This window comes from Caulobacter vibrioides (assembly GCF_002310375.3).
Classification (GTDB): Bacteria; Pseudomonadota; Alphaproteobacteria; order Caulobacterales; family Caulobacteraceae; genus Caulobacter; species Caulobacter vibrioides_D.
Window position 1 is genome coordinate 2,776,804 of record NZ_CP023315.3, and the last position, 24,257, is coordinate 2,801,060.

24 protein-coding genes are annotated in these 24,257 nt (G+C 67.7%); 6 read left to right on the forward strand and 18 right to left on the reverse strand.

All coding sequences use genetic code 11. The features are described 5' to 3' along the window. Positions 1–82: 82 nt before the first annotated feature. Entirely contained in the window at positions 83–553 is a 471-nt protein-coding gene (locus CA606_RS13115; protein WP_181242581.1) for an Lrp/AsnC family transcriptional regulator, read from the reverse strand. Positions 554–688: 135 nt separating this feature from the next. Here CA606_RS13115 and CA606_RS13120 point away from each other — a divergent pair, with 135 nt between their 5' ends. The 3 genes from CA606_RS13120 (at position 689) to CA606_RS13130 (ending at position 3,038) form a co-directional block, all read left to right on the forward strand. Continuing rightward, positions 689–1,594 carry an SPFH domain-containing protein gene (locus tag CA606_RS13120; protein ID WP_096050722.1) on the forward strand — a complete coding sequence of 302 codons (906 nt, stop codon included), beginning with the start codon at positions 689–691 and terminating at the stop codon, positions 1,592–1,594. A 77-nt stretch (positions 1,595–1,671) separates the two neighbouring features. Then, complete coding sequence (locus CA606_RS13125) at positions 1,672–1,962, forward strand: DUF1905 domain-containing protein (protein WP_096050721.1); 291 nt, start codon at positions 1,672–1,674, stop codon at positions 1,960–1,962. 134 nt (positions 1,963–2,096) lie between these two features. Next, positions 2,097–3,038: a CPBP family intramembrane glutamic endopeptidase gene (locus tag CA606_RS13130; protein ID WP_096050720.1), complete on the forward strand. Its 942-nt coding sequence runs from the start codon at positions 2,097–2,099 to the stop codon at positions 3,036–3,038. Here the strand turns inward: CA606_RS13130 and CA606_RS13135 are convergent. From CA606_RS13135 to murC, 11 genes are all read right to left on the reverse strand, one after another. Beyond that, complete coding sequence (locus tag CA606_RS13135) at positions 3,035–3,217, reverse strand: hypothetical protein (RefSeq protein ID WP_096050719.1); 183 nt, start codon at positions 3,215–3,217, stop codon at positions 3,035–3,037. The two genes, CA606_RS13130 and CA606_RS13135, sit on opposite strands and share 4 nt — an antisense overlap. Further along, on the reverse strand, positions 3,211–4,431 hold the full coding sequence (gene zigA, locus CA606_RS13140; RefSeq protein WP_096050718.1) for a zinc metallochaperone GTPase ZigA: 1,221 nt from the start codon (positions 4,429–4,431) through the stop codon (positions 3,211–3,213). The genes CA606_RS13135 and zigA overlap by 7 nt, the downstream gene beginning before the upstream one ends. A 105-nt stretch (positions 4,432–4,536) precedes the next feature. Further along, complete coding sequence (locus tag CA606_RS13145; protein ID WP_096050717.1) at positions 4,537–6,393, reverse strand: M61 family metallopeptidase; 1,857 nt, start codon at positions 6,391–6,393, stop codon at positions 4,537–4,539. A 127-nt stretch (positions 6,394–6,520) separates the two neighbouring features. Beyond that, positions 6,521–8,041 (reverse strand): cell division protein FtsZ, encoded by a 1,521-nt coding sequence (gene ftsZ, locus CA606_RS13150; protein ID WP_096050716.1) that lies wholly within the window; start codon positions 8,039–8,041, stop codon positions 6,521–6,523. Positions 8,042–8,075: 34 nt separating this feature from the next. Then, complete coding sequence (locus CA606_RS13155) at positions 8,076–8,141, reverse strand: hypothetical protein (protein WP_024265820.1); 66 nt, start codon at positions 8,139–8,141, stop codon at positions 8,076–8,078. Between the two features lie 270 nt (positions 8,142–8,411). Further along, positions 8,412–9,740, reverse strand: coding sequence for a cell division protein FtsA (gene ftsA, locus CA606_RS13160; RefSeq protein ID WP_096050715.1), 1,329 nt, complete (start codon positions 9,738–9,740; stop codon positions 8,412–8,414). 30 nt (positions 9,741–9,770) lie between these two features. Continuing rightward, a complete protein-coding gene (ftsQ, locus tag CA606_RS13165; RefSeq protein ID WP_096050714.1) occupies positions 9,771–10,679 on the reverse strand; it encodes a cell division protein FtsQ in 909 nt (302 codons plus the stop codon). Beyond that, positions 10,648–11,622 (reverse strand): D-alanine--D-alanine ligase, encoded by a 975-nt coding sequence (locus CA606_RS13170; RefSeq protein ID WP_096050713.1) that lies wholly within the window; start codon positions 11,620–11,622, stop codon positions 10,648–10,650. Before CA606_RS13170 ends, ftsQ begins: the two co-directional genes overlap by 32 nt. A gap of 163 nt (positions 11,623–11,785) precedes the next feature. Then, positions 11,786–13,189, reverse strand: a complete 1,404-nt coding sequence (locus CA606_RS13175) for a M28 family metallopeptidase (RefSeq protein ID WP_096050712.1) — start codon at positions 13,187–13,189, stop codon at positions 11,786–11,788. 129 nt (positions 13,190–13,318) lie between these two features. After that, positions 13,319–14,227, reverse strand: a complete 909-nt coding sequence (murB, locus tag CA606_RS13180; protein ID WP_096050711.1) for a UDP-N-acetylmuramate dehydrogenase — start codon at positions 14,225–14,227, stop codon at positions 13,319–13,321. Beyond that, positions 14,224–15,642: a UDP-N-acetylmuramate--L-alanine ligase gene (gene murC, locus CA606_RS13185; protein ID WP_096050710.1), complete on the reverse strand. Its 1,419-nt coding sequence runs from the start codon at positions 15,640–15,642 to the stop codon at positions 14,224–14,226. The genes murB and murC overlap by 4 nt, the downstream gene beginning before the upstream one ends. Here murC and CA606_RS13190 point away from each other — a divergent pair. Then, on the forward strand, positions 15,641–16,162 hold the full coding sequence (locus CA606_RS13190; protein WP_096050709.1) for a hypothetical protein: 522 nt from the start codon (positions 15,641–15,643) through the stop codon (positions 16,160–16,162). The genes murC and CA606_RS13190 overlap by 2 nt on opposite strands. Before the next feature lies 1 nt (position 16,163). Here the strand turns inward: CA606_RS13190 and CA606_RS13195 are convergent, their stop codons facing one another. From CA606_RS13195 to ftsW, 4 genes are read right to left on the reverse strand one after another with little or no spacing between them, the layout of a single operon-like run. Beyond that, entirely contained in the window at positions 16,164–16,694 is a 531-nt protein-coding gene (locus CA606_RS13195; protein WP_096050708.1) for a PIN domain-containing protein, read from the reverse strand. After that, on the reverse strand, positions 16,684–17,031 hold the full coding sequence (locus CA606_RS13200) for a hypothetical protein (protein WP_096050707.1): 348 nt from the start codon (positions 17,029–17,031) through the stop codon (positions 16,684–16,686). Before CA606_RS13200 ends, CA606_RS13195 begins: the two co-directional genes overlap by 11 nt. Positions 17,032–17,086: 55 nt before the next feature. Continuing rightward, on the reverse strand, positions 17,087–18,172 hold the full coding sequence (gene murG / locus CA606_RS13205) for an undecaprenyldiphospho-muramoylpentapeptide beta-N-acetylglucosaminyltransferase (protein ID WP_096050706.1): 1,086 nt from the start codon (positions 18,170–18,172) through the stop codon (positions 17,087–17,089). Beyond that, entirely contained in the window at positions 18,172–19,344 is a 1,173-nt protein-coding gene (ftsW, locus tag CA606_RS13210) for a putative lipid II flippase FtsW (RefSeq protein ID WP_096050705.1), read from the reverse strand. The genes murG and ftsW overlap by 1 nt, the downstream gene beginning before the upstream one ends. Before the next feature lie 91 nt (positions 19,345–19,435). Here ftsW and CA606_RS13215 point away from each other — a divergent pair, with 91 nt between their 5' ends. Next, positions 19,436–19,834: a hypothetical protein gene (locus CA606_RS13215; protein WP_096050704.1), complete on the forward strand. Its 399-nt coding sequence runs from the start codon at positions 19,436–19,438 to the stop codon at positions 19,832–19,834. A gap of 113 nt (positions 19,835–19,947) precedes the next feature. Continuing rightward, the gene (locus CA606_RS13220; RefSeq protein WP_096050703.1) at positions 19,948–20,964 is read left to right on the forward strand and encodes a sensor histidine kinase; all 1,017 of its coding nucleotides are present in this window, start codon (positions 19,948–19,950) and stop codon (positions 20,962–20,964) included. A gap of 3 nt (positions 20,965–20,967) precedes the next feature. On the opposite strand, the gene CA606_RS13225 is transcribed toward CA606_RS13220, so the two are convergent. Both CA606_RS13225 and murD read right to left on the reverse strand, forming a co-directional pair. Next, positions 20,968–22,824 (reverse strand): chloride channel protein, encoded by a 1,857-nt coding sequence (locus CA606_RS13225; protein ID WP_096050702.1) that lies wholly within the window; start codon positions 22,822–22,824, stop codon positions 20,968–20,970. A gap of 3 nt (positions 22,825–22,827) precedes the next feature. Beyond that, the gene (gene murD / locus CA606_RS13230) at positions 22,828–24,243 is read right to left on the reverse strand and encodes a UDP-N-acetylmuramoyl-L-alanine--D-glutamate ligase (protein ID WP_096050701.1); all 1,416 of its coding nucleotides are present in this window, start codon (positions 24,241–24,243) and stop codon (positions 22,828–22,830) included. Between the last annotated feature and the right edge of the window lie 14 nt (positions 24,244–24,257).

The following is a 24,257-nucleotide window of genomic DNA, read 5'->3' on the forward strand; positions in this document are numbered from 1 at the left end:
AGAACGTGGCGATTATGACCAGGCCTCAAGCCATAACGGTCACGATATGCCAATGATCTAGATCAATTCGCGCAGTAAGTGATCAGGCGACATAATCAAGCGGCAGCGCCGTCTGATCCTTGATGGTGTGGAGCACGAACGAGGAGCGGACATCCTTGACGGCCGGCATCTTCAGGAGGCGCTTCATAGTGAAGTCGGCATAGGCGTCGAGGCTGGGCACCACCACGCGCAGCAGATAGTCGTAGCCGCCCGTCATCGCATAGCAGCCGACGACCTCCGGCTCGCGCAGAACCGCCTGCTGGAAGGCCTCGGCGGCCTCCTCGCTGTGGCGGTCGACCTGCACCTCGACATAGGCCAGCACGTCCAGCTTGGCCTTGCGGCGGTCCAGCAACGCCACATAGCCACGGATCAGGCCCGAGGCCTCAAGCTGCTTGACCCGGCGCAGGCAGGGGCTGGGCGACAGCCCCACGCGCTCGGCGAGATCGACGTTGGAGATCTTGCCGTCTTCCTGAAGGATCTGAAGAATCTTCCGATCGGCGCGCGTGAGCTTCATCGTGACCGGTTTCCGGGTGAAGTTGGCATATCGTGACAGGCTAGCCGATTTTGCGCCTGTGTGGGAGACGCCGCTTGCGCGCGGCCGCGCTTCCCGCTCTACCATCCGAAACAAATCTAGCGCGAGGACCCCCGCATGCCCGAGAGCCCATTCGCCATCCCTTCCGGCAACAAGCCCCCCTTCAAGTCGCCCTTCCAGAGCAAGGGCAAGCAAGCCGTCGCCATCAGCGTCGGCGTCATGCTGCTGCTGCTGAGCTCCTGCGTCGTCGTCACCCAGAGCTCGACGGTCGAGCCGGGCAATGTCGGCGTCAAGATCCGCACCCTGGGTTCGTCGGCCGGTGTCGATCCCGAACCCCTGCCCGCCCGCTGGTATCTGCGCGGTGTCGGCGAGCGGATCATCCAGTATCCGGTGATCCAGCGCACCTATGGCTATACCCGCGAAGCTGATGAGCGTGGCAACGAGAACGAAGAGATCACCTTCTCGGACAACACCGGCCTGCCGATGACGGCCGACATCTCGGTGACGCTGCAGGTCAATCCGGCCTCGGCCCCGAACCTTTACCAGACCTACCGCCTGTCGTTCGATCAGCTGCTGGACGGCCCGATCCGCAACGACGTGCGCTCGGCCGTCGCGGCCGAGGCCGAAAAGGTCGGGGTCGAGACGCTGTACAGCGGCGGCCGCCAGATGGTGATCCAGAAGGCCTACGCTCGGGTCTCCAGCAAGTGGGCCCGCCACGGAGTCAATATCAGCCAGCTCGACTGGATCGGCTCGATCCGCTACCCGCAGGCGATCATCCAGCAGATGCAGGCCAAGACCCAGCTTGAGCAGGAGGCCCTGGCGGCCAAGGCGCTCGAAGCCAAGGAAACCGCCCTGGCCAACGCCGCCGTCGCCAAGGCGCGCGGTGAGGCCGAGGCCATCCGCATCAAGGGCGAGGCGCTGCGCGCCAACCCGCAGGTCCTGCAGCAACTGGCCATCGAAAAGTGGAACGGCGAGATGCCCAAGGTGACCAGCGGCGGCACGCCGTTCGTCAAGATCGACTAACCGGAAGGCGGCGCGCCGGATGCTGACAAGCTTCGGCGCGCCGCCCTCCATCTTCCGCCGATCAGCGGAAGACCAACATGCGTTACGACTTCGAAGCCGAGATCTGGCGCTCCAGCGGCGCCGGCGGATGGTTTTTCGTCACCCTCCCCGTTGAGGTCGCCGAAGGCCTGCGCGCTTTGCACGGCCCGCGCGGCGGCTTTGGCTCCATTCGCGTCCGCGCCGAGATCGCCGGCGCAGCCTGGGACACCTCGGTGTTTCCAGACACGCGATCGGGCAGTTTCCTCTTGCCCCTGAAGGCTCAGGTGCGCCGTCGCGCAGGCGTCACGGCCGGTGATCGAGCGCGCGTCCAGATCGAGCTCGCCATCTGAGCCAAGCGCCTTCTTCAGCCGGCGACGGGCGCTTCATGAGCAATAATTAAGTTCCCCGGCGTGCGGTTCTGCGCGACGAGCGCAGCCCAGTCGCCGAAGAGACTCGGCGATCGTCACAAGAGCGGGGGCTCACCTTGAAGAACGTCGAACTCTACGGGCCCAGAGCGCCCAGGCATCGTCGCACGTGGACGGCGGCGGCCATTCCGCTGATCATCGTCTTCTTCATCGTGGGCCAGCTGGCCACGATCTTCGGCGTCCTGAAGCCGATGGGCTTCCATCAGGCCGATCTCGAAAGTCAGTGGTCGCCGCTGGCGATCCAGCTGGCCGGCTTTGGCTTCTCCGCGTTGCTGCTGCTGGCCTGGGTCTGGCTGTTCGAGCGCCGCTCGCCCTGGGTGCTGGGCCTCAACGGTGAGTTTGTTCGGCGATACACGCGGGGCCTGCTGGTCGGATGTGGCTTCCTGCTCAGCGTCATCGGCCTGATCTGGGCGACCGGCGGCTACCGCATCGAAGGGTTCGGCGTGTGGACCGCGCCCTCGCCGATGCTGTTCCTGCCGATCCTGGCGCTCTTTGCGGGCTTTGTGATCCAGGGTGGCACCGAGGAGCTCCTGATGCGGGGCTGGCTGATGCAGTTGGTCGCCTCGCGCCACGGCCTCATCCTAGCCATCGTCATCAACAGCGCCCTGTTCGCCATCATGCACGGCGGCAACATCTCGCCATCCAAGGAGCTGGTCCTGGCCCTGGCCAACCTCGTCCTGTTCGGTGTGATGATCAGCCTCTACGCGATCAAGGAAGGCTCGCTCTGGGGCGTCTGCGCCTGGCACACCGCCTGGAACTGGCTGCTGGGCGTCGGCTTTGGCCTGGAGGTCAGCGGCGGCCGGATCGCGGTGCAGAGCCTCGTCATCGACCTCGCCCCCAAGGCCGGCGCGCCATGGTGGCTGACGGGCGGCGCCTTTGGCCCCGAGGCGAGCGTGGCGACGACCATCGTGCTGCTGGCCGGCTGCGCCTATTTCGGCGTGACCGGCGCGTTCGCCGCTGCACGCGCTCGCTCGGCGGCGTTCAGCGAGACCAGCGTCTAAAGCGCCTCGCAGAAGAAGCGACCGGGCTCTGGGCCCTCGGGATACAGCATCGAGAAGCGGTAGAGGACGAGCGTCCATTCGGCTTCCTCGAGGCTGACCCCGAAGCGCGCCGCCACCCATTCGGGCGTCGGCTCCTGAAGGACGCCGTCGGCGTCGAGGGGCGGCGCGGTCTTCACCACGGCGCGAACGGGTCAGGGAGCTTGGCCCAGGCCTTGGGGCCGAAGCCGAACTGCAGGTCCGACATAAGGCAGGCGTCGAAGCCGCGTGTCAGCGCCTCGCGATCCATGTTCTGGCCGATCAGGACGATCTCCTGGCGACGGTCGCCATGGACCGGCCCCCAGACCTTCTCGATCGCCGCCCGCCAGGCCGGATCGTCGGGCCACTGGTCGCGCGGCGCGGTGGCCCACCACCGACCGTGGGGTCCAAACTGGGTGACCGCGCCCGCCTGGCTCCACCCACCGACCCGATCGGGGCGCGTCGCCAGCCAGACAAAGCCCTTGGAGCGGATGACGCCGGGCCATTCGCTTTCCAGCCAGGCTTTCAGCTTCTGGGGATGGAAGGGCTTGGCGGCGCGATAGACGAAGTGGCTGATGCCGTACTCCTCGGTCTCCGGCAGAACCTCGCCCATCAGCGCCTTCTGCCAGCCCGCCGCCCCTTCCGCCCGGACAGGATCGAAAAGACCGGTGTCGAGCACGTCGTCCAGGGCGACGGCGCCGCGCTCGGAGCGCACGATCCGCGCCTGCGGATTGAACGTGGCGATGATCGCCTCCAGCTGGCCCAGCTCATCGGCGGACACCAGATCGGCCTTGTTCAGCACGATCACGTCGGCGAACTCGATCTGCTCGACCAGCAGGTCGACGACCGTGCGTGTATCGCCCTCCCCTGCGGTCTCGCCGCGATCGGCCAGCCGGTCGCGCGAGCTGTAGTCCCGCAGGAAGTTGAACGCATCGACCACGGTGACCATGGTGTCGAGCCGCGCCACGTCCGACAGGCTCTGCTCGGCCTCATCACGGAAATCGAAGGTGGCGGCCACCGGCATCGGCTCGGAAACGCCCGTCGACTCGATCAGCAGATAGTCGAAGCGGCGCTCGGCGGCCAGGCGGCGCACCTCGTTCAGCAGATCCTCGCGCAGCGTGCAGCAGATGCAGCCGTTCGACATCTCGACCAGGGCTTCGTCGGTGCGCGACAGGTCCGCGCCGCCCTCTGAAACCAGGGCCGCGTCGATATTGACCTCGCTCATGTCGTTGACGATCACCGCGACCTTCTTGCCCTCGCGATTGGCCAGGACGTGGTTCAGCAGGGTCGTCTTGCCGGCGCCGAGAAAGCCCGACAGGACCGTGACCGGCAGGCGGCGGTCGATCCTCGCGACCGCCTGGGAAGGCGCAGCACTCATGGGAAGATCCAATATGTTACGTTATAACATATTGGCCAATTTCACAGCGCCCGACAAGCGTAATGTTACACTATAACACCACCCACCAGACTGGAGCGCCGCGCCCTATTTCGCCGCCTCGGCCTCCGCGCCGAGCCAGGCTGTGCGGAACGCCAGCTGCGCCTCGGTCGGCTTCAGATCGGCCCTTTCGAACCGCACCACCTCCAGCGTCGGGTCGGCGGCGATGGTCATTGGCGCCTCACGGACTTGACCCCGCTGGATGAACTTCACGGTCGTCGCCTCGCCCGGCTTCAGGCGATCCAGGGCGTCGGTCCAGTCGCTCTCATTGGCGAACACGAAGCGGCCAATGCTGATGATCCGGTCGCCGACCTCGATCCCGGCCCCGTAGAGCGGGCTGTTGGGAACCGGCGGGGCGTCCAGCAGCAGCTCCGTCCCGCTGACCTTGACGCGCGCGGCGCCCAGCCACGCCTTCTTGGGCGACTTCTGACGCAGCTTCAGACCGGCCCGCTCCAGCAGCGGCGCGAAGTCCGGCAGGGCCGAGCCTTCGATGCTGGCCTTGAAGAAGGCGTCGGCGAAGGCCTGATCCCCGGTCGTCTTGGCCAGGGCGGCGCGGACGTCAGCGGGCGTATAGGGCTTTTCGGTCACGCCATGGGCGCGCCACATCTGCTTCATGAAGTCGTCGAGGCTGAGCGGCTTGTCGCGTCCGCGCAGTTGCAGGTCCAAGGCCAGGCCGATCACCGCGCCGTACGGGTAGTACGAGGTGAAGATGTTCGGATTGACCGGATCCAGCGCCGCGGCCGCATCGACGAACGGCGCGCGCAGGCTCATCTCCTGCGGCGAGCCATAGAGCCGACCCGGACCGTTGACCACGCCGTTCAGCGTGCCGGAAAGACCGGTGAGGAACTCGTCCATCGTCGACTGGCCCGCCCGGCGGATCAGCAGCGGGCCGTAGTACTGGGTAAAGCCTTCAGCCAGCCACAGCGACGGCGTCGGGTTGGCCTTGGTGAAGTCGAACGGCTCCAGTTCGGCCGGGCGGATGCGCTCGACGTTCCAGGCGTGGAACAGCTCGTGGCTGGCCGTGCCCAGCTGGCTGAAATTGCCCCGGAACAACGAGCGAGGCTGGCTGATGAAGGTGGAGTTGCGATGCTCCATACCGTCACCGGTGATCTGCGGCATGTAGTCGGCGATGAAGGTGTATTCGCCGTAGTCGAACTTCGGCAGTTCGCCGAACACCTTGATGTGCTCGGGCACGATGGCTTTCAGCTTCGCAGCGAAAATGTCGGCGTCCTCGGGCGTGCCCGGGTCATGCAGGGCCAGCCGGAAGGTGTAGTCGCGCCCCTTATCGGTCACCTTCCACTCGCGCACGGTCATGGCGCTCAGCTCGGTGGGGCTGTCCATGAAGTACTGCAGGTTCGGCGCCCAGAAGGTGTCGGGCTGGCCTGCCGCGGCGGGCAGTTGGGTGGCGATCTTCCAGGCCGGATCGGCGCGTTCGAAGCGCACGCGGATCGGCTTGTCGTCATAGCCCGCCGCCCACAGGAAGGTCGCCGGCATGTTGAGGTGGGCGTGGGTCTTGTCGACTTGCGAATAGGTGCCGTCCCCACGATCGGCGTAGAGGGTGTAGGTGACCTTCACCGTCCCGTCATGGCCGGACACCGCCCAGCCGTAAGGGTCGGTGCGATCCACCGTCAGCGGCTTGCCGGCGCCATCGACGGCGCTGACCTGGTAGACGTTCTTGGCGAACTCATGGATCGCGTAGCGGCCCGGCGAAGACCGCGACATGCGCAGCTTCAGCGCGCCCTTGGGAACCTTGCGGAAGATCGCCGTGATCCGGGCCTCGTGGTGCGCGGCGTTGGGGAACGCGACATCGTACTGCACAGGCGCGGAGGGACCGGGGTCCTGGGCCGCCGCCGCGCTGGTCGCGACAAGGGTCAAGGCCGACAGGCCGAACAGAAGCTTCCGCATAAACTCATTCCCCTCGCGATCGCGCGGCGAACTTTGCGCCAAGCGCGAGGAGAGTCGCAAGGCGAGCGTCCAAAGCAAAACGCCCCGGGAGCGATCCCGGGGCGTTTCGTCAGGTCTTGTCAGTCTTTCAGTTGGCCAGGCGGCGCAGGAACGAAGGGATCTCCAGATCCTCGGCGTCATCGGCCTGCGGCGTCTCGATCGGCTGCAGTTGCGGACGGGCGCCCTGGGTGGAGCGCGCCTGAGGCTGCGGCGCAGAGGCTTGTTGCTCGTAGCGCTGACGACCGCCGCCGAACATCGAGAAGAACCCGCCCTGCTTCTGGGGGCGACGCTCTTCGTAGTAGTTGCTCTCGGGGAACAGCGGCTCCTCGGCGACATCATCGACCAGAGGATCGACGATGCGGTTCACCGGCCGGGCCGGAGCCGCGGAGATACGCGGTTCTTCAGCGACCGTCGGCTCGTCGTAATACAGTTCGGCTTCCGGCTCGGGGGCCGACATCACGATCTCGGGCTCCGGCGCCGGCTCGGGCGCGAAGGCCACCGGACGCTCGGCCGGGCGAGCGGCTTCGTAGCGCGCAGTCGGGCGGGCCGGCTCGGGCTGCGGCGCGGGACGCGAGGTCTCGGCGATCAGCGGCTGGGCCGAGATATTGCGCGAGACGGGCTTGGGCTCGATCTGGGCGATCGAGGCGCCGTCCATGCCGGTGGCGACCACCGACACGCGGATGACGCCTTCCAGCGACGGATCGAACGCCGCGCCGAAAATGATGTTGGCTTCCGGATCGACCTGGTCGGAGATCGCGTTGGCGGCCTCGTCGACTTCCAGCAGGGTCATGTCCATGCCGCCGGTCACGTTGACCAGCACGGCCTTGGCGCCCTTCAGCGAGACTTCGTCCAGCAGCGGGTTGGCGATGGCGTTTTGAGCGGCCATCAGGGCGCGGTCTTCGCCGGTGCCCTCGCCGGTGCCCATCATCGCCTTGCCCATCTCGGTCATGACCGTGCGGACGTCGGCGAAGTCGAGGTTGATCAGGCCCGGCAGGACCATCAGGTCGGTGATCGAGCGGACGCCCGAGTGCAGGACCTGGTCGGCCATGCCGAAGGCTTCGGCGAACGTCGTGCGCTCGTTGGCGACGCGGAACAGGTTCTGGTTCGGGATGACGATCAGCGTATCGACGTAGCGCTGAAGCTCCTGGATGCCGCTGTCGGCCAGGCGCATGCGGTGACGGCCTTCGAAGTGGAAGGGCTTGGTCACGACGCCGACGGTCAGGATACCGCGCTCACGAGCGCACTTGGCGATGATCGGGGCCGCGCCCGTACCGGTGCCGCCGCCCATGCCGGCGGTGATGAAGACCATGTGCGCGCCATCGAGGTGCTCACCGATCTCCGGGAAGCTCTCCTCAGCGGCGCTCATGCCCACTTCGGGATGCGCGCCGGCGCCCAGGCCTTGCGTGATCTGTACGCCCAACTGGATGCGACGGTCCGTCTTGGCGAACTGAAGCTGTTGAGCGTCAGTATTGGCCACCACGAACTCCACGCCCTCGAGGCCCGCCTCGATCATGTTGTTCACGGCGTTGCCACCAGCGCCGCCGACCCCGAAGACCACGATACGCGGCTTCAGCTCGGTCGTGCGTGGCGCGGAAAGAGAAATAGCCATGGGACCCTCGCGTCCTTACGCCGAAATCGTCAAATTAGACCTCGGCGACACCCAATCGCCGGGGATGCCTCGACGATCGTGTTAACAGAACAACCACCATCGTTAATCGGCAGTTAACTGCATAATCTGAGTCGTGGTCTGGTCGAGCGGGGCCGTTGGATAAATTGTGGCCTATCAACAGAATCCCTCAATGAACCAAAGGTTCTACGGGGATTCACAGGCGCGTGCGACCGAACGCCGCTGATTGCGGTATCGCCCGAATAGAGCCCCCGCGGGATAACAAAAGGCCCGGTCGAGACGCTCGACCGGGCCCTGAAAGTTAAACTGTAGAGTTACTCACGCTTAAAGCTTTGGCGCGGCCTTCCCCGGATCAGAGGTTGTCGCGCAGCCAGGCGGCGGCCTTGGCCATCGGACTGGCGTTGGGGTCGATGGGACGCTTGCGGGCCATGCCCCCGCCGGCCAGGGCCTTGGAGGAGACCGCCTCACGCGGGCCAAAGGCCGTGCGATGCAGGACGCCGGCGGCGGCGCAGAAGGCGGGACCCGAGGCGGCGTCGGCCAGGTGCGGCACCCGGCGAGGACGACCCAGGCGGACAGGACGGTCGAACACACGCACGGCCACTTCGCGTACGCCGGCCAGCTGGCTGGCGCCGCCCGTCAGCACGATGCCCGCGCCCGGCTCGACCGGAGCGCCCGAGGCCTTCAGGCGCTCGCGCAGCAGTTCCAGGGTCTCTTCGACGCGCGGCTGGATGATGCCCTTGAGCAGGCTGCGGGGGGCGATCACCGGACCCGCGCCCGGATCGTCGCCGCGCGGCGGCGCCTCGATCATCTCGCGGTCCTCGTTGGCCGAGGCGATGGCGCTGCCGTGCAAGGTCTTGATGCGCTCGGCGCCGACCACGGAGGTCTGCAGGCCGCGCGCGATGTCCTGGGTCACGTGACCGCCGCCGACGGCCAGGCTGTCGACATGGCAGAGCGCGCCGTTGTTGAACACCGCCACCGAGGTCGAGCCGCCGCCCATGTCGATGCAGACGGCGCCAAGGTCCATCTCGTCCTCTTCCAGGGCCGCCAGGGCCGAGGCGAAGGGTGCGGCGACAATGCCTTCGAACGACAGGTGCGCGCGCTCCACGCAGTGGGCCAGCGTATGGAAGATGTTCTCGTTCACCGAGACGACCAGCAGCTCCAGACCCAGGGCGCGGCCGAACATGGCGCGCGGGTCGCGGATGCCGCGCTGGCCGTCGACCGACCAGGCGATCGGCAGCAGGTGAATGGGCTTACGGCCCGGAATGCGGACCTGGGCCAGGGCCGAGGCGATGGCGCGCGACAGGTCGCCGTCGCCGATCGGGCGCGCGCCCAGCGAAACCTGGGTGTGCACGCGATGGCTGGCCAGCTGACCGCCGGCGGTGCAGACACTGACGCCTTGCACGTGAACGCCGGCCACGGTCTCGGCGCGCTCGACGGCCTGGGCGATCGCTTGGGCGGCCTCGTCCAGGTTCACGATCGCGCCGCCGCGCACGCCGCGCGACTGGACGTAGCCCACGCCCGCCGTCGTCAGAGTGCGGTTATCCCGGTGGACGCCGTCAGCCTTCATGATGAAGCACGTCACCTTCGACGCGCCCAGATCGACGGCCGCGATGGCGGGCTGGCGCACGAGCGTCGCCTTCAGGCCTTCGCGGGCCTGTTTCCGATCCTCCATTCGCGACATTGCTATTGCCACCTCAGCCCATCACGTCACTTACGCCCCGTCAGCCGCGGGCTGCCCAGGCAGCACCGCGTCGCGGGGTCTCACAGCCACCATTTCGGGGTCGCGCAGATCGATCCGCGCAAAACCCATGTCCAGGATTCGCTGCCGTTGGTCGAGCTGATCCAATTGAATCAGCGCGGATTCTTCATCGATCGCCGGCAGCTGGATCAGCGAGCCGTCCTTCAGCCGCAGATCCCACCGACGATCGTCCACCCGAACCATCGCCTCCAGCCGGTCGCGCAGGCGCGGACGCGAGGCGACGGCGGGAAGGATCAGGCCGGCGGCCTGGTCGGCCCCCTGCCCCACCACCAGCGGCAGCTGCGGGAACCGCGCGGGATCGGCCTCGGTGATCACCTGCCCCTCGCTGTCGATCACCTTCATGCGGCCCTGGTTCTGCCAGACCGCAAGCGCGGGACGCTCCTCGACGGCGATCAGGACGGTGTCGGGCAGCATGCGCACGACCTTGGCGTCCTTGACCCAGCCCACGCCCTGAACCCGCGTACGAATGTCGGCCAGATCCATGCCCAGGGTCGGCTGGTCCAGGTAGAGGCCCGAGGCCTTCAGGATATCGGCCTGGGCGGTGGCCGAGGCCCCGCGGATGTGGACGGTCTTCAGCTTGAAGCCGGCCGAAGCGAAGCTGTTGTCGACGCCGTGAACCATGGACGCGCCGATGCGCTCGGCGCGATGGCCGGTCGCCAGCATCACCACAAGGCCAAGACCCAAGGCCGCGCCGGCCACGCTGAGGGCCACCGTGGGCGACAGGCCCACGCCCCGCGCGGCGTGCAGCTTCGCAGCCGGCTGCGCCTTGCGGGGCGCCGGCTTGCCTTTGCTCGGACTTGCGGGCGCTTCGGCCCGGGGTCGCCTAGGCTTAGGCGGTCCCCCCCGCACTACAGCGGGCATAAGCGTCCTCCACGATCCACAAAACTAAATGATCAAACGGGATCCCGACGTGATCGGCCTGCTCGGGAGCGAGCGAGGTCGGCGTCATGCCGGGTTGCGTGTTGACCTCTAGAAGGACCAGAAGGTCGTTAATGTCGTCATAACGGAAGTCCGACCGGGTTACCCCTCGGCAACCAAGAGCGGTATGGGCCAGCTCGGCCATGCGCATCGCCCGATCCCTTGCGCCGTCAGGGATTGGGGCCGGCAGGACGTGGATGGAACCGCCTTCGGAGTACTTGGCTTCGTAGTCGTAAAAACCTGTGGATGCACGGATATCGGTCACCGCGAGGGCTCTGGGACCATTTGACTCACCCAGCACGGCGACCGCCAGCTCCATCCCCTGGATGTAGGGCTCGACCATGACTTCCTCGCCAAAGGTCCAGGACGGCGCGCCGACATCCTCGGGCGGGCGGTTGGCGCCTTCCTTGATGATGAACACGCCCACGGACGAGCCCTCGGCGTTGGGCTTCACGACATAGGGGGGCTGCAGCACATGGTCGCGCGCGACATCGTGTCGGTTGAAGAGGCCGCCGCCCGGAACGGTGACGCCGGCCGCCGCCAGCACCGCCTTGGCCTTGGCCTTGTCCATCGCCAGGGCCGAGGCGAGCACGCCTGAGTGGGTGTAGGGCAGCTTCAGCGTCTCGAGAACGCCCTGGACGCAGCCGTCCTCGCCCCATTCGCCATGCAGGGCGTTGAAGACCATGTCCGGCTTGGTCGCCGTCAGCACCTGGGCGACATCCGGGCCCGGATCGATGCGCGAGACCTTGGCGCCCAGCCGCTCCAGCGCATCGGCGCAGGCCGCCCCCGACACCAGACTGACCTTTCGTTCCGACGAGGGTCCGCCAAGCAGGATGGCGATGTGGCGGCCGGCCAAGGGGGCGTCAGCGTGGGGCTGCTGGGTCATTTGGCGCTCTAAGATGCCCTCCCCCTCGATGGGGGAGGGTTGGGTGGGGGTGATCGCGCCACGTCGGACGCCTTGGCGCCCTTCCTAGAGAGGCGGACAGGCTGTGCCAACACCCCCATCCCCGCCCTTCCCCCATCAAGGGGGAAGGGAGCCCTAGACAACCCTACTTCGCCGCCGGCGCCGCCGGCTTCAGCGCGCGGAAATCCACGTCGCTGTCGGCCACCAGATAGATCAGCGAGGTCCAGGCCGCGACGTTCTGGGCCAGTTCGGCGGGGCGAACCTTGTCCAGCGTGTCGTCCATGGTGTGGTGGTAGTCGAAGTAGCGGCTGGCGTCCTGGTTCAGGTTGATGACCGGCACGCCGGCCCGCTCGATCCCGCTGATGTCGGCGCCCGCTCCGGCGGCGGGGGTGCGATCGACATAGATCTTCAGCGGCGCCAGCACGCTGGCGGCGGCCTTGACCACCGGATGGTCCAGCGAGCCCGCCGGAACCTGCAGGCTGTAGATGCGGTCCGCGCCCGTGTCGCTCTCGCCCGCCAGCACCATGGTGGACAGCGCGTCCTTGTGCGCGGCCAGATAGGCTTCAGACGAACCGCCGCTCTCTTCAGACCCCCACATCACGACGCGGATCGTACGCTTCGGGCGCTTGGGCAGGTCGCCGATCAGCTTGGCCGCAGCCGTGGTGATGGCGATGCCGGTGGCGTCGTCCAGGGCGCCGGTGCCGACATCCCAGCTGTCGAGGTGGCCGCCGATGACGATGACCTCGTCGGGCTTTTCCGAGCCCTTGATGTCGCCCGAGATGTTCCAGGCCACGTTGTTGGGGTTGACGCTCGACTCCAGCTTCAGCTTGACGCGCATCGGGACCTTACGCGCGGCCAGACGCTCCAGTTGTTCGGCTTCCGGGACGCCGATCGCGGCGGCCGGGATGGTCACGACGCTGTCACCGCTGGCGGTGCCGCCGGTGTGCGGAACGGTGGAGTCGGACGTCGAGATCGAGCGGATCAGCATGGCGACCGCGCCGCGCTTGGCGGCCTCGACCGGGCCGATCCGCCGCGAGATGCCCGCCGCGCCATAGCCGGCGCCGTTCTGGGTGCGGACCATCGGCTGGGTGATCACCACGATCTTGCCCCTCAGCGCGCCTTCGGGCGCGGCCATCATGTCGGCGAAGGTCTTGAACAGCGCCACCTCGGCCTCGATGCCGCCGGCCGGCGTCGACACCGTGCGGCCAAGGCCCACCGCGCCCAGCTTCATGGCGTAGGGCGCGACCAGTTCGGCGCTCTCCTCGCCCCGGCTCCACGACGGCTTGGCGAATTCCTCGACCTTGATGTTGGTGAAGCCCAGCGCCTTGAACTTGGCGACCGACCAGTCTTTCGCCTTGGCCATGGCCGGCGAGCCGACGAGGCGCGGGCCGATATTGGTGGTCAGGTCCTCGGTGATGTCCCAGGCCAGATAGTCGCGCAGGGCCTTGTCCCGCAGCCCCTCTGCGGTCTTGAGGTCCTGAGCGTGCGCCGCGCCGCAAACAAGGGCGAAGGCGGCGGAAGCGATCAACAGTCTACGGAACATGAGCAAAGATTCTCCCCAATGGCGCGGGAGTCATAACACCCGTTCGCGCCGGGGGGAGTCAGCAATGGGGTGATGGGCGATGGAGACCCCGCGCGCTGCTCAAAATCCTCCCCCGCTAGGGGGAGGATTGGATAATCACGACCCCGCCCGGCCGATGCGCTTGATCTCCCAGTCCAGCTGGACGCCGGTCTTGGCCAGGACGTCAGCCCGCACCGCCTCGCCCAGGCCCTCCAGATCCGCCGCCGTCGCCTCGCCGGTGTTGATCAGGAAGTTGCAGTGCAGGGGCGAGAACATTGCGCCGCCGAACGGCTTGCCACGCCAGCCGGCCTCGTCGACCAGCTTCCAGGACGAGTGCCCCGGCGGGTTCTTGAAGGTCGAGCCGCCGGTCTTTTCGCGGATCGGCTGGGTGGTCTCGCGGCGGGCGGTGATCTCGGCCATGCGGGCCTTGATCGCCTCGGGTTCGTCGGTCGTCCCCTCGAAGATCGCGTCCAGCACGATGACCGGGTCGCCGTCCTGCAGCGCGCTGTGGCGATAGGTGTAGTGCAGGTCCTCGACGCTGAGTTCATGCACGCCGCCGGCGCGATCCATCACGCGCACGGACTTGACCACATTGACCGTCTCGGCACCGTAGCAGCCGGCGTTCATGATCACCGCGCCGCCGATCGTGCCGGGCACGCCGACATAGAATTCCAGCCCCGCGATGCCGGCGTCCGCCGCCTTGCGGGCCAGGATGGCGTCGGGCACGGCGCTACCGGCCTTGATGCGATTGTCGCCCAGCGCCTCGACGCCGTTGAAGCCCTTGCCCAGGCGGATGACCACCCCGTCGACGCCGCCGTCGCGGACCAGGAGGTTCGACCCTACGCCGATCGCCATGACCGGGACGCTGGGATCCAGCGCTTTGAGAAAATCCGACAGGTCCTGCTCGTCAGCGGGCAGGAACACCACGTCGGCCGGACCGCCGACCCGGAACCAGGTGAACGGCGCCAGCGCCTCGTCGATCAGCAGCTTGCCGCGGACGGCGGGCAGTTGGGTCTTCCAGGTCACTTCGCTAGCGCCTCGAGCTGCCCCGGCAGCGCGTAGGACCATGTGGTGATGTCGCCCGCGCCCAGCAGCACGACGAGGTCGCCGCTGGCGGCCTCGGCGGCGATCAGGCGCGGCAGGGCCGTCGGGTTTTCCAGCGGCAGCGCGCGGCGGTGGCCGAACTTCTTGAGACCTGCGACCAGGGCGTCGCGGTCCACGCCCGGGATCGGCGGCTCGCCGGCCGTGTAGACATCGGCCACGACCACCGTGTCGGCGTCGTTGAAGCAGCTGGAGAACTCGGTCATCAGGTCGCGCAGGCGCGTGTAGCGGTGCGGCTGGACCACGGCGATCACCTTGCCGGTCGACACCGCGCGGGCGGCCTTCAGCACGGCGGCGATCTCGACCGGGTGGTGGCCATAGTCGTCGACCACGCGAATACCGTTCGCGACGCCCGTGGTGGTGAAGCGGCGCTTGACGCCGCCAAAGCCGGCCAGACCCTTGCGGATCGACTCCGGATCGACACCCAGCTCGCGAGCAACCGCGACGGCGGCGGTCGCATTGAGCACATTGTGGTGGCCGGCCATCGGCATCTTGAGGCGATCGTAACGCACAGGCTCGCCGGCGCGGGGCGAAACGATGATGTCGAACGTCGCGCCATCCGGCCCCATCTCGATGTTCGAGACCCGCACCTCGGCCTGCGGATTGGCGCCATAGGTCACCAGCCGGCGGTTCTCGATCCGCGCGGTCAGGGCCTGCACTTCCGGATGGTCGGTGCAGACGGCGGCGAAGCCGTAGAACGGGATGTTCTGGATGAAGTCCTGGAAGCCCTTCTTCACGGCCTCGAAGTCGCCCCAGTGGTCCAGGTGCTCGGCGTCGATATTGGTGACGATGGCCACCGTCGACTTCAGGCGCAGGAACGAGCCGTCGCTCTCGTCGGCCTCGACGACGATCCAGTCGCCCTCGCCGACCTTGGCGTTGGTGCCGTAGGCGTTAATGATGCCGCCGTTGACGACGGTGGGGTCCAGGCCCCCGGCGTCCAGCAGGGTGGCGACCATCGAGGTCGTGGTCGTCTTGCCGTGCGTGCCGCCCACCGCGATCGAGAACTGCAGGCGCATCAGCTCGGCCAGCATCTCGGCGCGGCGCACCAGCGGCAGGCGCTTGTCGCGGCCAGCGACCATCTCGGGATTGTCGGCCTTGACGGCCGTGGAATAGACGATGGCCGACGCGCCCTCGACGTGGGCGGCGTCGTGGCCGATGAAGATGCGCGCGCCCAGCTTTTCCAGCCGCTCGGTATTGGCGCTGGCCTTGGCGTCACTGCCCTGAACGGTGTAGCCGATACGGATCATGATCTCGGCGATGCCGGACATGCCAATGCCGCCGATGCCGATGAAGTGCACGGGGCCGAGTTCGAAGGGTACGGGGCGTCGACGCTGGATCATGAAAAGCCGATTAGACCAATTCCGCGCGACGCGAAACGCCCTGTTGGCGCTGGTTGTGTGGACAACGCCGGCGCTCGCCCAAACCGCCGCCCCCGCTACGCTTCCAGCCCCGCTTGAGCTGCGCCTGGCCGATGTCGGGCGCTTTGCGATGTTCGTCGATATGGGCGGCGTCCAGTGGACGGGCCACACGGCCAAGCTGCGCGTGCTGCAGGTCACCGAAGGCGGCTTCAAGGCCGGCGCCGAAGAGTTCTGGGGCGGCTGGCGCCACGAGGTCATCGACTGCGACGCCCGCACCATCGCCCACGCGGGGTTCGGCAGCGTCCGCGCGGGCGGCCGCGAAGGCCCGGTGACCGGCGCGCTGCGTCCAGCCCAGCCCCTCCCCGCCGGCAGCGCCGAAGAGGCGGTGGCCAAGGTGGTCTGCGACGGTTGGAAGCCCTTCGCGCAGGTCCCGGTGGCGACGAGCATTGAAGCGGCGGTGAAGATCGGCCGCCCGCTGATCGAGACGGGCGCGGAGCCGTGAGCTAGAGACCCAAGAAGGCCGTGACCTCGGCTGGCGGCGCCTCACCCCGGATCCAGGCCGCGGCGTCATAGGTATGAACCACCAACAGCTTCGCGCCCGCAGCCTCGAAGCCGTAGTAGCGATCCGCCACGAGGGTCCGCACATCCTGGCCGACGAAATCCCGCAGGTTATGCGTCACCAGCATGTCGGCGTGGCCAGCCACAGCGGTCTCCAGAACGTGACGATCTTCCTCGTCTTCCAGAGGCAGGACCCCGACGCCCCCCAGGGTCAGCGAAGGACCGTCCCGCGCGATCGTCGCCATGACCTCGACCAACCGGTCGGCATGATCACGCTCTAGGCCCGCGCCGACGAGAACCTGACGGTATCGGTTCAACATGCCCCAAGAGATGACCAAAGCGACGGGCCCGCGCACCGACTGTCCAGATCGCACCGCTTGGACCAACAGCTGGGCGGCCGTGTCTCTGCGCCCCGCCCTCTCCGACAGCACCGCGCCCAGCCAAACATTGAGGTCCAGGCAGAACCTAACCGGCACGCGTCGGCCGCCGCGTCATCCGAACCGCTTCCGCCATAATGTAGTCCTCGGACGCGCCGGAAGGCAGATCGGTCCGCAGGGTCCCGGCGCCTTGCCGGACCAGGGTCTCGTATTCGCGTTCGAGCAAGGCCCGGCTCAAAGCCCAACTCGCCTCCTCGACAGCCGAGGATCCCGTCGCTTCGATCCGCCGCATCGCGTCGCGCGCGCCCGGCGTCAGATGAAGATACCAGCGCACGGCCGCCGCCATGATCTGCGACGGATTACGGTCCTCCAGCTTCGCCGTCTTGACGATCAAGACATCGGTCTTGTCATCGAGGTGGGTGGAACGACTGGGCATGGAAACCTCCGTTTTCTATAGCATATATAGGTTCTATAGATGCGAGGCAAACATCCTACCGCGCCGTCTTCTCCACCAGATCCGCCAGCTCCTCCGCCGCGTTCGGCTTGGCGGCTGACCGCGCCCCCGCCGCCATCTTTTCCAGGCGTTCGGGCTTGGACAGCAGGGCCTTCAGCGCTGCGGCCATCACGTCGACGGTCAGTTCGCCTTCCAGACACACCGCCGCCCCGCCGGCCTCTTCCAGCAGGCGAGCGTTGAAGCGCTGGTGGTCGTCGGCGGCGATCTTCAGGGGCACCAGGATCGAGGGCCGGCCGGCCACGGCCAGCTCGGTGCAGGTCGAGGCCCCCGAGCGGCCGATCACCAGGTGCGACTGGCGCAGATAGCCGGCCATGTCGCGGAAGAACGGCGCGACCTCGCACTCGACCATGGCGTTGCGATAGGTCTTGCGGGCCTGCTCCATGCTTTCGGCGCGGGCTTGCTGGAACACCTTCAGGCGGCCGCGCATCTCCTCGGGCAGCTTGGCCACGGCCTCAGGGATCAGCTCGGACAACAGGCGCGCGCCCTGGCTGCCGCCGGTGACCAACAGGCGCAACTGCACCTCCGGCGCCAGATAGGGCACATCGAACAGGTCACGCACGGGCGGGCGCACGGGATTGCCCACCACGTGGGCGCGGGCCTTCACGGCGGGCGTGGCCTTCTCCAGGGTCGGGAAGGCGCAGGCCACTTCGTTGACGCGCGGAGCCAGGAAGCGGTTCACCCGGCCCAAGACGGCGTTCTGTTCGTGGATGACGGTGGGACGGCCTTGCGACAAGGCCCCCAGCAGGGCCGGCAGCGCCGGGTAGCCACCAAAACCGACCACCACGGCGGGATCGAGACGCTTGAAGGCCGCGCGGGCCTCCAGGACGCCCTGCATCACCACAAAGCCGGCCTTGATCATGCCCAGCGGGTCATTGGCCTTGGCGGTGGCGGCCGACAGGGCCAGCCGCTCTTCGGCGGGGAACTTGTCGGCGTAGAGGGCACCGCGATCGTCCGTGGCCAGAACGACCCGCCAGCCGCGCGCGGTGAGCGCCTCGGCCAGGGCCTGGGCGGGGAACATATGGCCGCCGGTTCCCCCGGCGGCGACAACAGCCAGCTTGCTCATCAGGCGAAGGCGCCGCCGAGTCTGAACTCGCCGCTCGCGCCATAGGCGCCAGGGCGTTTGCGCAACAAGGCCAGGGCCATACCCAGCGTCAATCCCATCGCGAGCATCGAGGAGCCCCCGTAACTGATGAACGGGAGCGTCATGCCCTTGGTTGGGATCATGTTCAAGTTCACCGCGATATTGATCAGCGCCTGCTGGCCCAACAGCACGAACAATCCGGCCGCCGCGACCTGTTCGAACGGGTCATTGAGCTTCATGGCCTTGTAGAGGCCGCGCACGACGACGAAGGCGAACAGGCCGATCAGCGACCACGAGAAGATCAGGCCGTATTCCTCGGCGGCCACCGAATAGATGAAGTCGGTGTGCAGGTCGGGCACGTGGCGCTTCATGACGCCCTCGCCCGGCCCGCGCCCAAACAGCCCGCCGGCGCGGATGGCCTCGGCGGCGCGCGTGATCTGGTGGGTGTCGGCCTGGTCGGGGCTAAGGAACTTCTGCACCCGCGCATGAACGTGGTCGAACAGGAAGTAGGTCGAAAACAGCCCCGCCACGGCGACGCCGCCCAGCCCCATGATCCACGAGATCGGCACCCCGGCCATCCAGAAGGCGGCCCCGAAGGCGATGGTGATCAGCACGGTCTGGCCGACGTCCGGCTGGATCAGCAGCAAGGCCACGGCGATGAAATAGAGCAGGAAGGCGATCGAGACCCCGGGCACGCCCTGGCCCTTCTGCCCCTCGGAGAACATCCAGGAGACCAGCACGATCAGCGCCGGCTTCATGAACTCGGACGGTTGCAGGGTGAAGCCGCCGAACTGCAGCCAGCGGGTGGCGCCCTTGGCGTTGTGGCCCACGAACGGCAGCGCGATCATGACGGCGATCGCTCCAATGTAGATGAAGAACGCCGCGCGACGAATGCTGCGCGGGGACAGCATCGAGACGATCAGCATCAGAACCGACGACGCCGAGGCGAAGAAGCACATGCGCAGGGCGAAGTGGAACTGGTCGGCGATACCGATGCGCTGGGCCGCAGCGGGGCTTGAGGCGAACGACAGCAGCATGCCCAGCGTAACCAGCAGGGCGGTCGCGCCCAGCAGCCAGCGGTCTGTCGTCCACCACCACAGGCCGAGCGCGGTGCGGTCGGTGCGGGCGAAGGCATGTGTCGCGTTGGAAGCCATGGGCGAAGAGTCGGTTCGGAGGGTTAATCAAACCTTGCTTGAGCGGTCTAACCCCGTGGACATGCGGCGAAAAGCGCGGGATGAGGGAGCCATGGCCTCCTCCGACGACCTCCGCCAGCTGGAAACCATCGCCGATGCCGACCAGCGCAACGCCCTGGCGCTGCGCTTGGCGCATGCGGGAACGCCTGGCCTTGACGCCGTGCTCGCCAAGCTGATCCAGCGCCCCGACCTCGCCGACAAGCGCGCGCCCTTGGTCCACGCGATGAGTTTCGTCGACTGCTCCAACCACGTCGCCTTGCTGGTCGAGCTGGTCGCCTCGGGCGGCTCTCCGGTGGCGCACGAGGCGCTTCAGGCGCTGGAGACCGTCGACGAGGCCGACGCCGACGACGTGGAGAAGGCGCGCGCCATTCTCGACCGCGCGCGGAGCGTGGCCAATCTGGAGAGCTGGCGCGAGACGCTGCTCGAGGAACTGGCGGAACTGTTCGACTGAGCCAGGCCTCTGGGTGCCCGCGCGGCCTGACCCGAGAAACGCCGAGCCTCGAACGCAGTACTTGTATTCTTCGCGCATGACGTGAACATGGGCGTCTCGTACAGGGACGTGGCGTGGCCGACGAAACATCGGACAAGACTGTTCTGGAGGGCGCTGGGGCTTATTTCCTCAGCGTGGTCGAGGCTAGTCCGGACTGCATTCGCGTCATCAGCGCCGACGGCTACCTCGAATACATGAACGCCCAGGGCAAGTCGCTCCTCGAGATCGAGGACTTCGACGGCCGCAATCGACATCGCTACTGGCCAGACATGTGGCCGCCGGAGAGCCGCGACACCGTCGAGCAGGCGCTGCGCGCGGCCATGGCCGGCAACGCCGTGGCCTTCCGCGCGTCCTGCCCCACCGCCAAGGGGTCCGTCCGCTGGTGGGACACCACCGTCTCGCCCATCCTCGAAAACGGGCGCGTGATCCGCGTTCTGGCGACGTCGCGCGACGTGACCGGCGAGCGTCTCGCCGAAAGTCACCGGCAGTTGCTGGTCAACGAGTTGAACCACCGGGTGAAGAACACCCTGGCCACCGTCCAGTCGATCGCCAACCAGTCCCTGCGCAACGCCGGGGTCGATCCGTCGATCCGCGAAGCTCTTGAGGGGCGGCTGATGGCCATCGCCGCGACGCACAATGTGCTGACCGACCAGAACTGGTCCGCCGCCAGCCTGCGCCAGATCGTCGATGGCTCGGTGACGCCCTATCGCGCCTATCCTGCGCAGCTGACCATCAGCGGCGATGACCTGAAGGTCTCGCCCAAACCCGCCGTGGTCATGGCCCTGGCCTTCCATGAGCTGGCCATCAACGCCCTGAAATACGGCGCGCTGTCGGCGCCTGAAGGCCATGTCGACATTCACTGGTCGGTCGATCCCGAGGATCAGTTGCTGATCGAGTGGGCCGAGCGCGGCGGCCCGACGGTGCGCCCGCCTGAGCGGCGCGGTTTCGGGTCGCGGATCGTCGAAATGGCCCTGCCCAACGAGCTGGGCGGCAAGGTCGCCCTGGACTACCGAAGCGAAGGCCTGCGCTGTTCCATTCGCTCGCCGCTGTCGGCCCTGGACAAGAACGACGCCTTCATGCCGCTGGCGTGAGCGTCAGGCCGTTTCGCCGGTCAGTTCGCGCCGGGCCTTCTCCAGCTCTTCGGCGTAGCGGCGGGTGACATGGGCTTCGGTGATCAGGCCGATCACCTCGCCGCCTTCGTCGACCACGGCCAGTTCGTCGGCGCCGGTTTCGTCGAAGGCGGTCATGATCGCCTTGATCGACAACTCCGGCGTCAGGGACACGCGCGCGTGGGTCGCGAGCATCGCCACCGTGGCGTCGCGCTCAGGCGGCTCGGCGTAGACGGCGGCCGTGGCGACGATGCCGGCGTAGCGTCCGGTCTCGTCGGTGAGCACCGCGCGCTTGGTCGAGCCCAGCGGGAACCGCCGACGGAACTCGGCGAGCGTGGTGCTGGACCCGATCGTCTTGACGTCGCGGCGCATCATCTTGCCGGCGGTGAGGTTGCGCATCCAGCTGACGTCGTGGGCGCTGCGGATCGTCTCGCCGCGCAGGTGCAGACGCCAGGTCGAGAACGAGTAGCCGAAGGTCTCGCGCACCACGGCGCTGGCGATCAGCGAGGCGGCCAGGGTCGCGCCGGTGACGGTAAAGTCGCCCGTGGCCTCCAGCACCAGGAATGACATGGTGAAGGGCCCGCCCACGATGGCCACGCCCAGCGCGCCCATGCCCACCAGCGAGGCGGCGATCGGGTCCAGCCGTCCGTCCCCCGCCGTCAGGTTGACGACCTCGGCGAAGGCCTGGCCCATCAGGGCGCCCAGGAACAGCGCGGCGAAGAAGAGGCCGCCCCGGAAGCCCGCGCTCAACGAAACGATCGAGGCCACGGCCTTCATCAGGATCAGCACCAGCAGCACCTTCAGCGGCAGGTCGCTGTTGAGATCCAGGTGCAAGGCGCCGTGGCCGCCGGACAGGGTTTGCGGCGTCGCCAGGGCCAAGGCCGCCAAGGCGACACCGCCGATCGCGGGCTTGGACCAGCGCGGCAGCGGCGCCTTGGCCGCCCAGCGATCGGCCACCGCCACGGCCCGCATCAGCGTGATCCCGAAGAACGCGGCCAGCAGGCCCAGCAGCCCGTACAGCGCGTAGTCGGTCGGCGACGCGATGGCGACCACGGAGGTCTTGATCAGATAAGGGGTCGAACCCAGGGCCGTGGCCACCAGAACGCCCGCCAGCGCCGCCGCCACCACCGGCGCGATGTTGGCGACCGTATAGGCGCCGATGACGATCTCGAACGCATAGAAGGCGCCCGTCAGCGGCGCGCCGAACGCGGCCGCGATCGCTGCGCCGGCCCCCGCGCCGACCAGAATCCGCAGGTCGCCCCGGCGCAGGTTCAGACGCTGGCCCACCCAGGACGCGGTCGCTCCGCCGGCCTGGGCGTAGGCCGCCTCAAGCCCCACCGACGCGCCGGAGCCGTTCGAGATCAGGGTCTGCATACAGATGAACAGACTGTCTCGGATCGACAGACGCCCCCCATGCAGGGCGTTGGCCTCCACGGGGTCGACGGCGTGGTTCGGGCGAAAACGCAGGATGGCGGCCGTAAACAGCCCCAGCAAAAGCCCGCCCAGCGGAATGGCCAACAACCGCCAGGGCTCGACCATGGTCTGCCCCGAGAGGCGTTCGTTGGGATCGAAGTTGAAGATCGCGACCTGGGTCCCGTGCGCGAGCGCGCCCAGCGACACCGCCAAGGCGCCGGCTACAAGGCCAACGACCGTGGCCACGGCGATGACCCAGAGTTCGGAGGAGCGTGTGCGACGCCGCAGCCAGGCCAGCCAGGGCAAGGCTTGGCGTCCGGCCTCGCGCACGGTCGCGCGATCGATCGCCGCAACACGAAGAACAGAGCGCCAGGGAGGCGAAGCGGCCTTGGCGGAGTCCGGTTCAGGGGTCTCGGCCGGCGCGCTCATCGCCTAGGCGACGGCGGCCTTGCCGCCGCCCGTCGCCACGCCATTGACGGCGGCGCGGAACGCTTCGCCCCTCGCCTCGAAATCGCTGAACTGGTCGAACGACGCGCAGGCGGGCGAAAGCAGCACAATAGCCTCCTCGCCGCTGGCGGCCGCGTCGGCGTAGGCTTGCTGTACGGCCCGCTCCAGCGTGCCGCTCAGCACGCATTCAGCCTTGCCCGCCAGGGTCCAGGAGAACGGCTCGGCCGCCTCGCCGATCAGGTAGGCCTTGGCGATGCGCGGGAACAGGTCCTTCAGGTCGTCGATGCCGCCGGCCTTCGCGACGCCGCCGGCGATCCAGTAGAACTTCGGATAGCTGGACATCGCCTGACGGGCGGCGTCGGCGTTGGTGGCCTTGCTGTCGTTGACGAAGCGGACCTTGCCGATCTTGCCGACCGTCTCCATCCGGTGGGCGAGCCCCGGGAAGGTCATCAGGCCGTCGACGGCGTCCTGCATCGAGATGCCGATCGCGCGCGCCGCGGCGTAGGCGGCGGCGGCGTTCTGCCAGTTGTGGCGCCCCGGAAGACTGCGGGCGCGCAGGATGTCGGCGACCTCGACCACGCGCTCGCCGGTGGCGTCATAGAGCACGCCTTGCAGCGCATAGACGCCCCGCCCCATCGCCTTGCCGGCGCTGATCGGCCAGATGGTCCGACGGTTGGCGGCGGTGATCTCGGTGCAGATCTGCTGGCACCAGGCGTCATCGACGCCGATGATCGCCGTGTCGCCCTTACCCTGGTTCAGGAAGATCCGGCGCTTGGCGGCGATATAGCCGTCCATGCCGCCGTGGCGATCCAGGTGGTCGGGCGAGATGTTCAACAGCACCACCGCGTCGGGGTGCAGGCTGGAGGTCAGGTCCAGTTGGTAGGACGACAGCTCCAGCACATAGACCGCGCCGCCGTGCATGTCCTCGAGCCCCAGCACGCCCAAGCCGATATTGCCGCCGACCCGCGTATCGCGGCCAGCCGCGGCGCACAGGTGGCCGATCAAGGCGGTCGTGGTCGACTTGCCGTTGGTGCCGGTGATGGCGATGATCTTGGGGCGCTTGTGGGCCGGCGCGGCGGCGACCGTGCGCGCAAACAGCTCGACGTCCCCCAGGATCTCGACGCCGGCCGCCTTGGCCTTCTCGACGGTCCAGTGCGGCTTGGGATGGGTCAGCGGCACGCCCGGCGACAGCATCAGGGCGGCGAACTGACTCCAGTCGGCGGCCTGAAGATCGACGACCGGGAAACCTTCGGCGGCGGCCGCCTCCCGGCTGGCGGACTTTTCATCCCACAGGGCGACCTTGGCGCCCCCCGCGATCAAGGCGCGCGCCGCCGTCAGGCCCGTTCGGCCCAGGCCGAACACTGCGACGGTCTTGTCCTCGAAACCGCGGACGGGGATCATCTCAACGCCACTCC

What these genes read in the sequence shown, in the direction of transcription:
- CA606_RS13115 (WP_181242581.1), bottom strand. Translation starts at nt 553, where the DNA reads ATGAAGCTCACGCGCGCCGATCGGAAGATTCTTCAGATCCTTCAGGAA.
- zigA (WP_096050718.1), bottom strand. Translation starts at nt 4,431, where the DNA reads ATGAGTGCTGCGCCTTCCCAGGCGGTCGCGAGGATCGACCGCCGCCTG.
- murC (WP_096050710.1), bottom strand. Translation starts at nt 15,642, where the DNA reads ATGATCCAGCGTCGACGCCCCGTACCCTTCGAACTCGGCCCCGTGCAC.
- ftsA (WP_096050715.1), bottom strand. Translation starts at nt 9,740, where the DNA reads ATGTCGCGAATGGAGGATCGGAAACAGGCCCGCGAAGGCCTGAAGGCG.
- CA606_RS13120 (WP_096050722.1), top strand. Translation starts at nt 689, where the DNA reads ATGCCCGAGAGCCCATTCGCCATCCCTTCCGGCAACAAGCCCCCCTTC.
- murD (WP_096050701.1), bottom strand. Translation starts at nt 24,243, where the DNA reads ATGATCCCCGTCCGCGGTTTCGAGGACAAGACCGTCGCAGTGTTCGGC.
- ftsQ (WP_096050714.1), bottom strand. Translation starts at nt 10,679, where the DNA reads ATGCCCGCTGTAGTGCGGGGGGGACCGCCTAAGCCTAGGCGACCCCGG.
- CA606_RS13215 (WP_096050704.1), top strand. Translation starts at nt 19,436, where the DNA reads ATGGCCTCCTCCGACGACCTCCGCCAGCTGGAAACCATCGCCGATGCC.
- murG (WP_096050706.1), bottom strand. Translation starts at nt 18,172, where the DNA reads ATGAGCAAGCTGGCTGTTGTCGCCGCCGGGGGAACCGGCGGCCATATG.
- ftsZ (WP_096050716.1), bottom strand. Translation starts at nt 8,041, where the DNA reads ATGGCTATTTCTCTTTCCGCGCCACGCACGACCGAGCTGAAGCCGCGT.
- CA606_RS13190 (WP_096050709.1), top strand. Translation starts at nt 15,641, where the DNA reads ATGAAAAGCCGATTAGACCAATTCCGCGCGACGCGAAACGCCCTGTTG.
- CA606_RS13145 (WP_096050717.1), bottom strand. Translation starts at nt 6,393, where the DNA reads ATGCGGAAGCTTCTGTTCGGCCTGTCGGCCTTGACCCTTGTCGCGACC.
- CA606_RS13170 (WP_096050713.1), bottom strand. Translation starts at nt 11,622, where the DNA reads ATGACCCAGCAGCCCCACGCTGACGCCCCCTTGGCCGGCCGCCACATC.
- CA606_RS13200 (WP_096050707.1), bottom strand. Translation starts at nt 17,031, where the DNA reads ATGCCCAGTCGTTCCACCCACCTCGATGACAAGACCGATGTCTTGATC.
- CA606_RS13125 (WP_096050721.1), top strand. Translation starts at nt 1,672, where the DNA reads ATGCGTTACGACTTCGAAGCCGAGATCTGGCGCTCCAGCGGCGCCGGC.
- CA606_RS13225 (WP_096050702.1), bottom strand. Translation starts at nt 22,824, where the DNA reads ATGAGCGCGCCGGCCGAGACCCCTGAACCGGACTCCGCCAAGGCCGCT.
- ftsW (WP_096050705.1), bottom strand. Translation starts at nt 19,344, where the DNA reads ATGGCTTCCAACGCGACACATGCCTTCGCCCGCACCGACCGCACCGCG.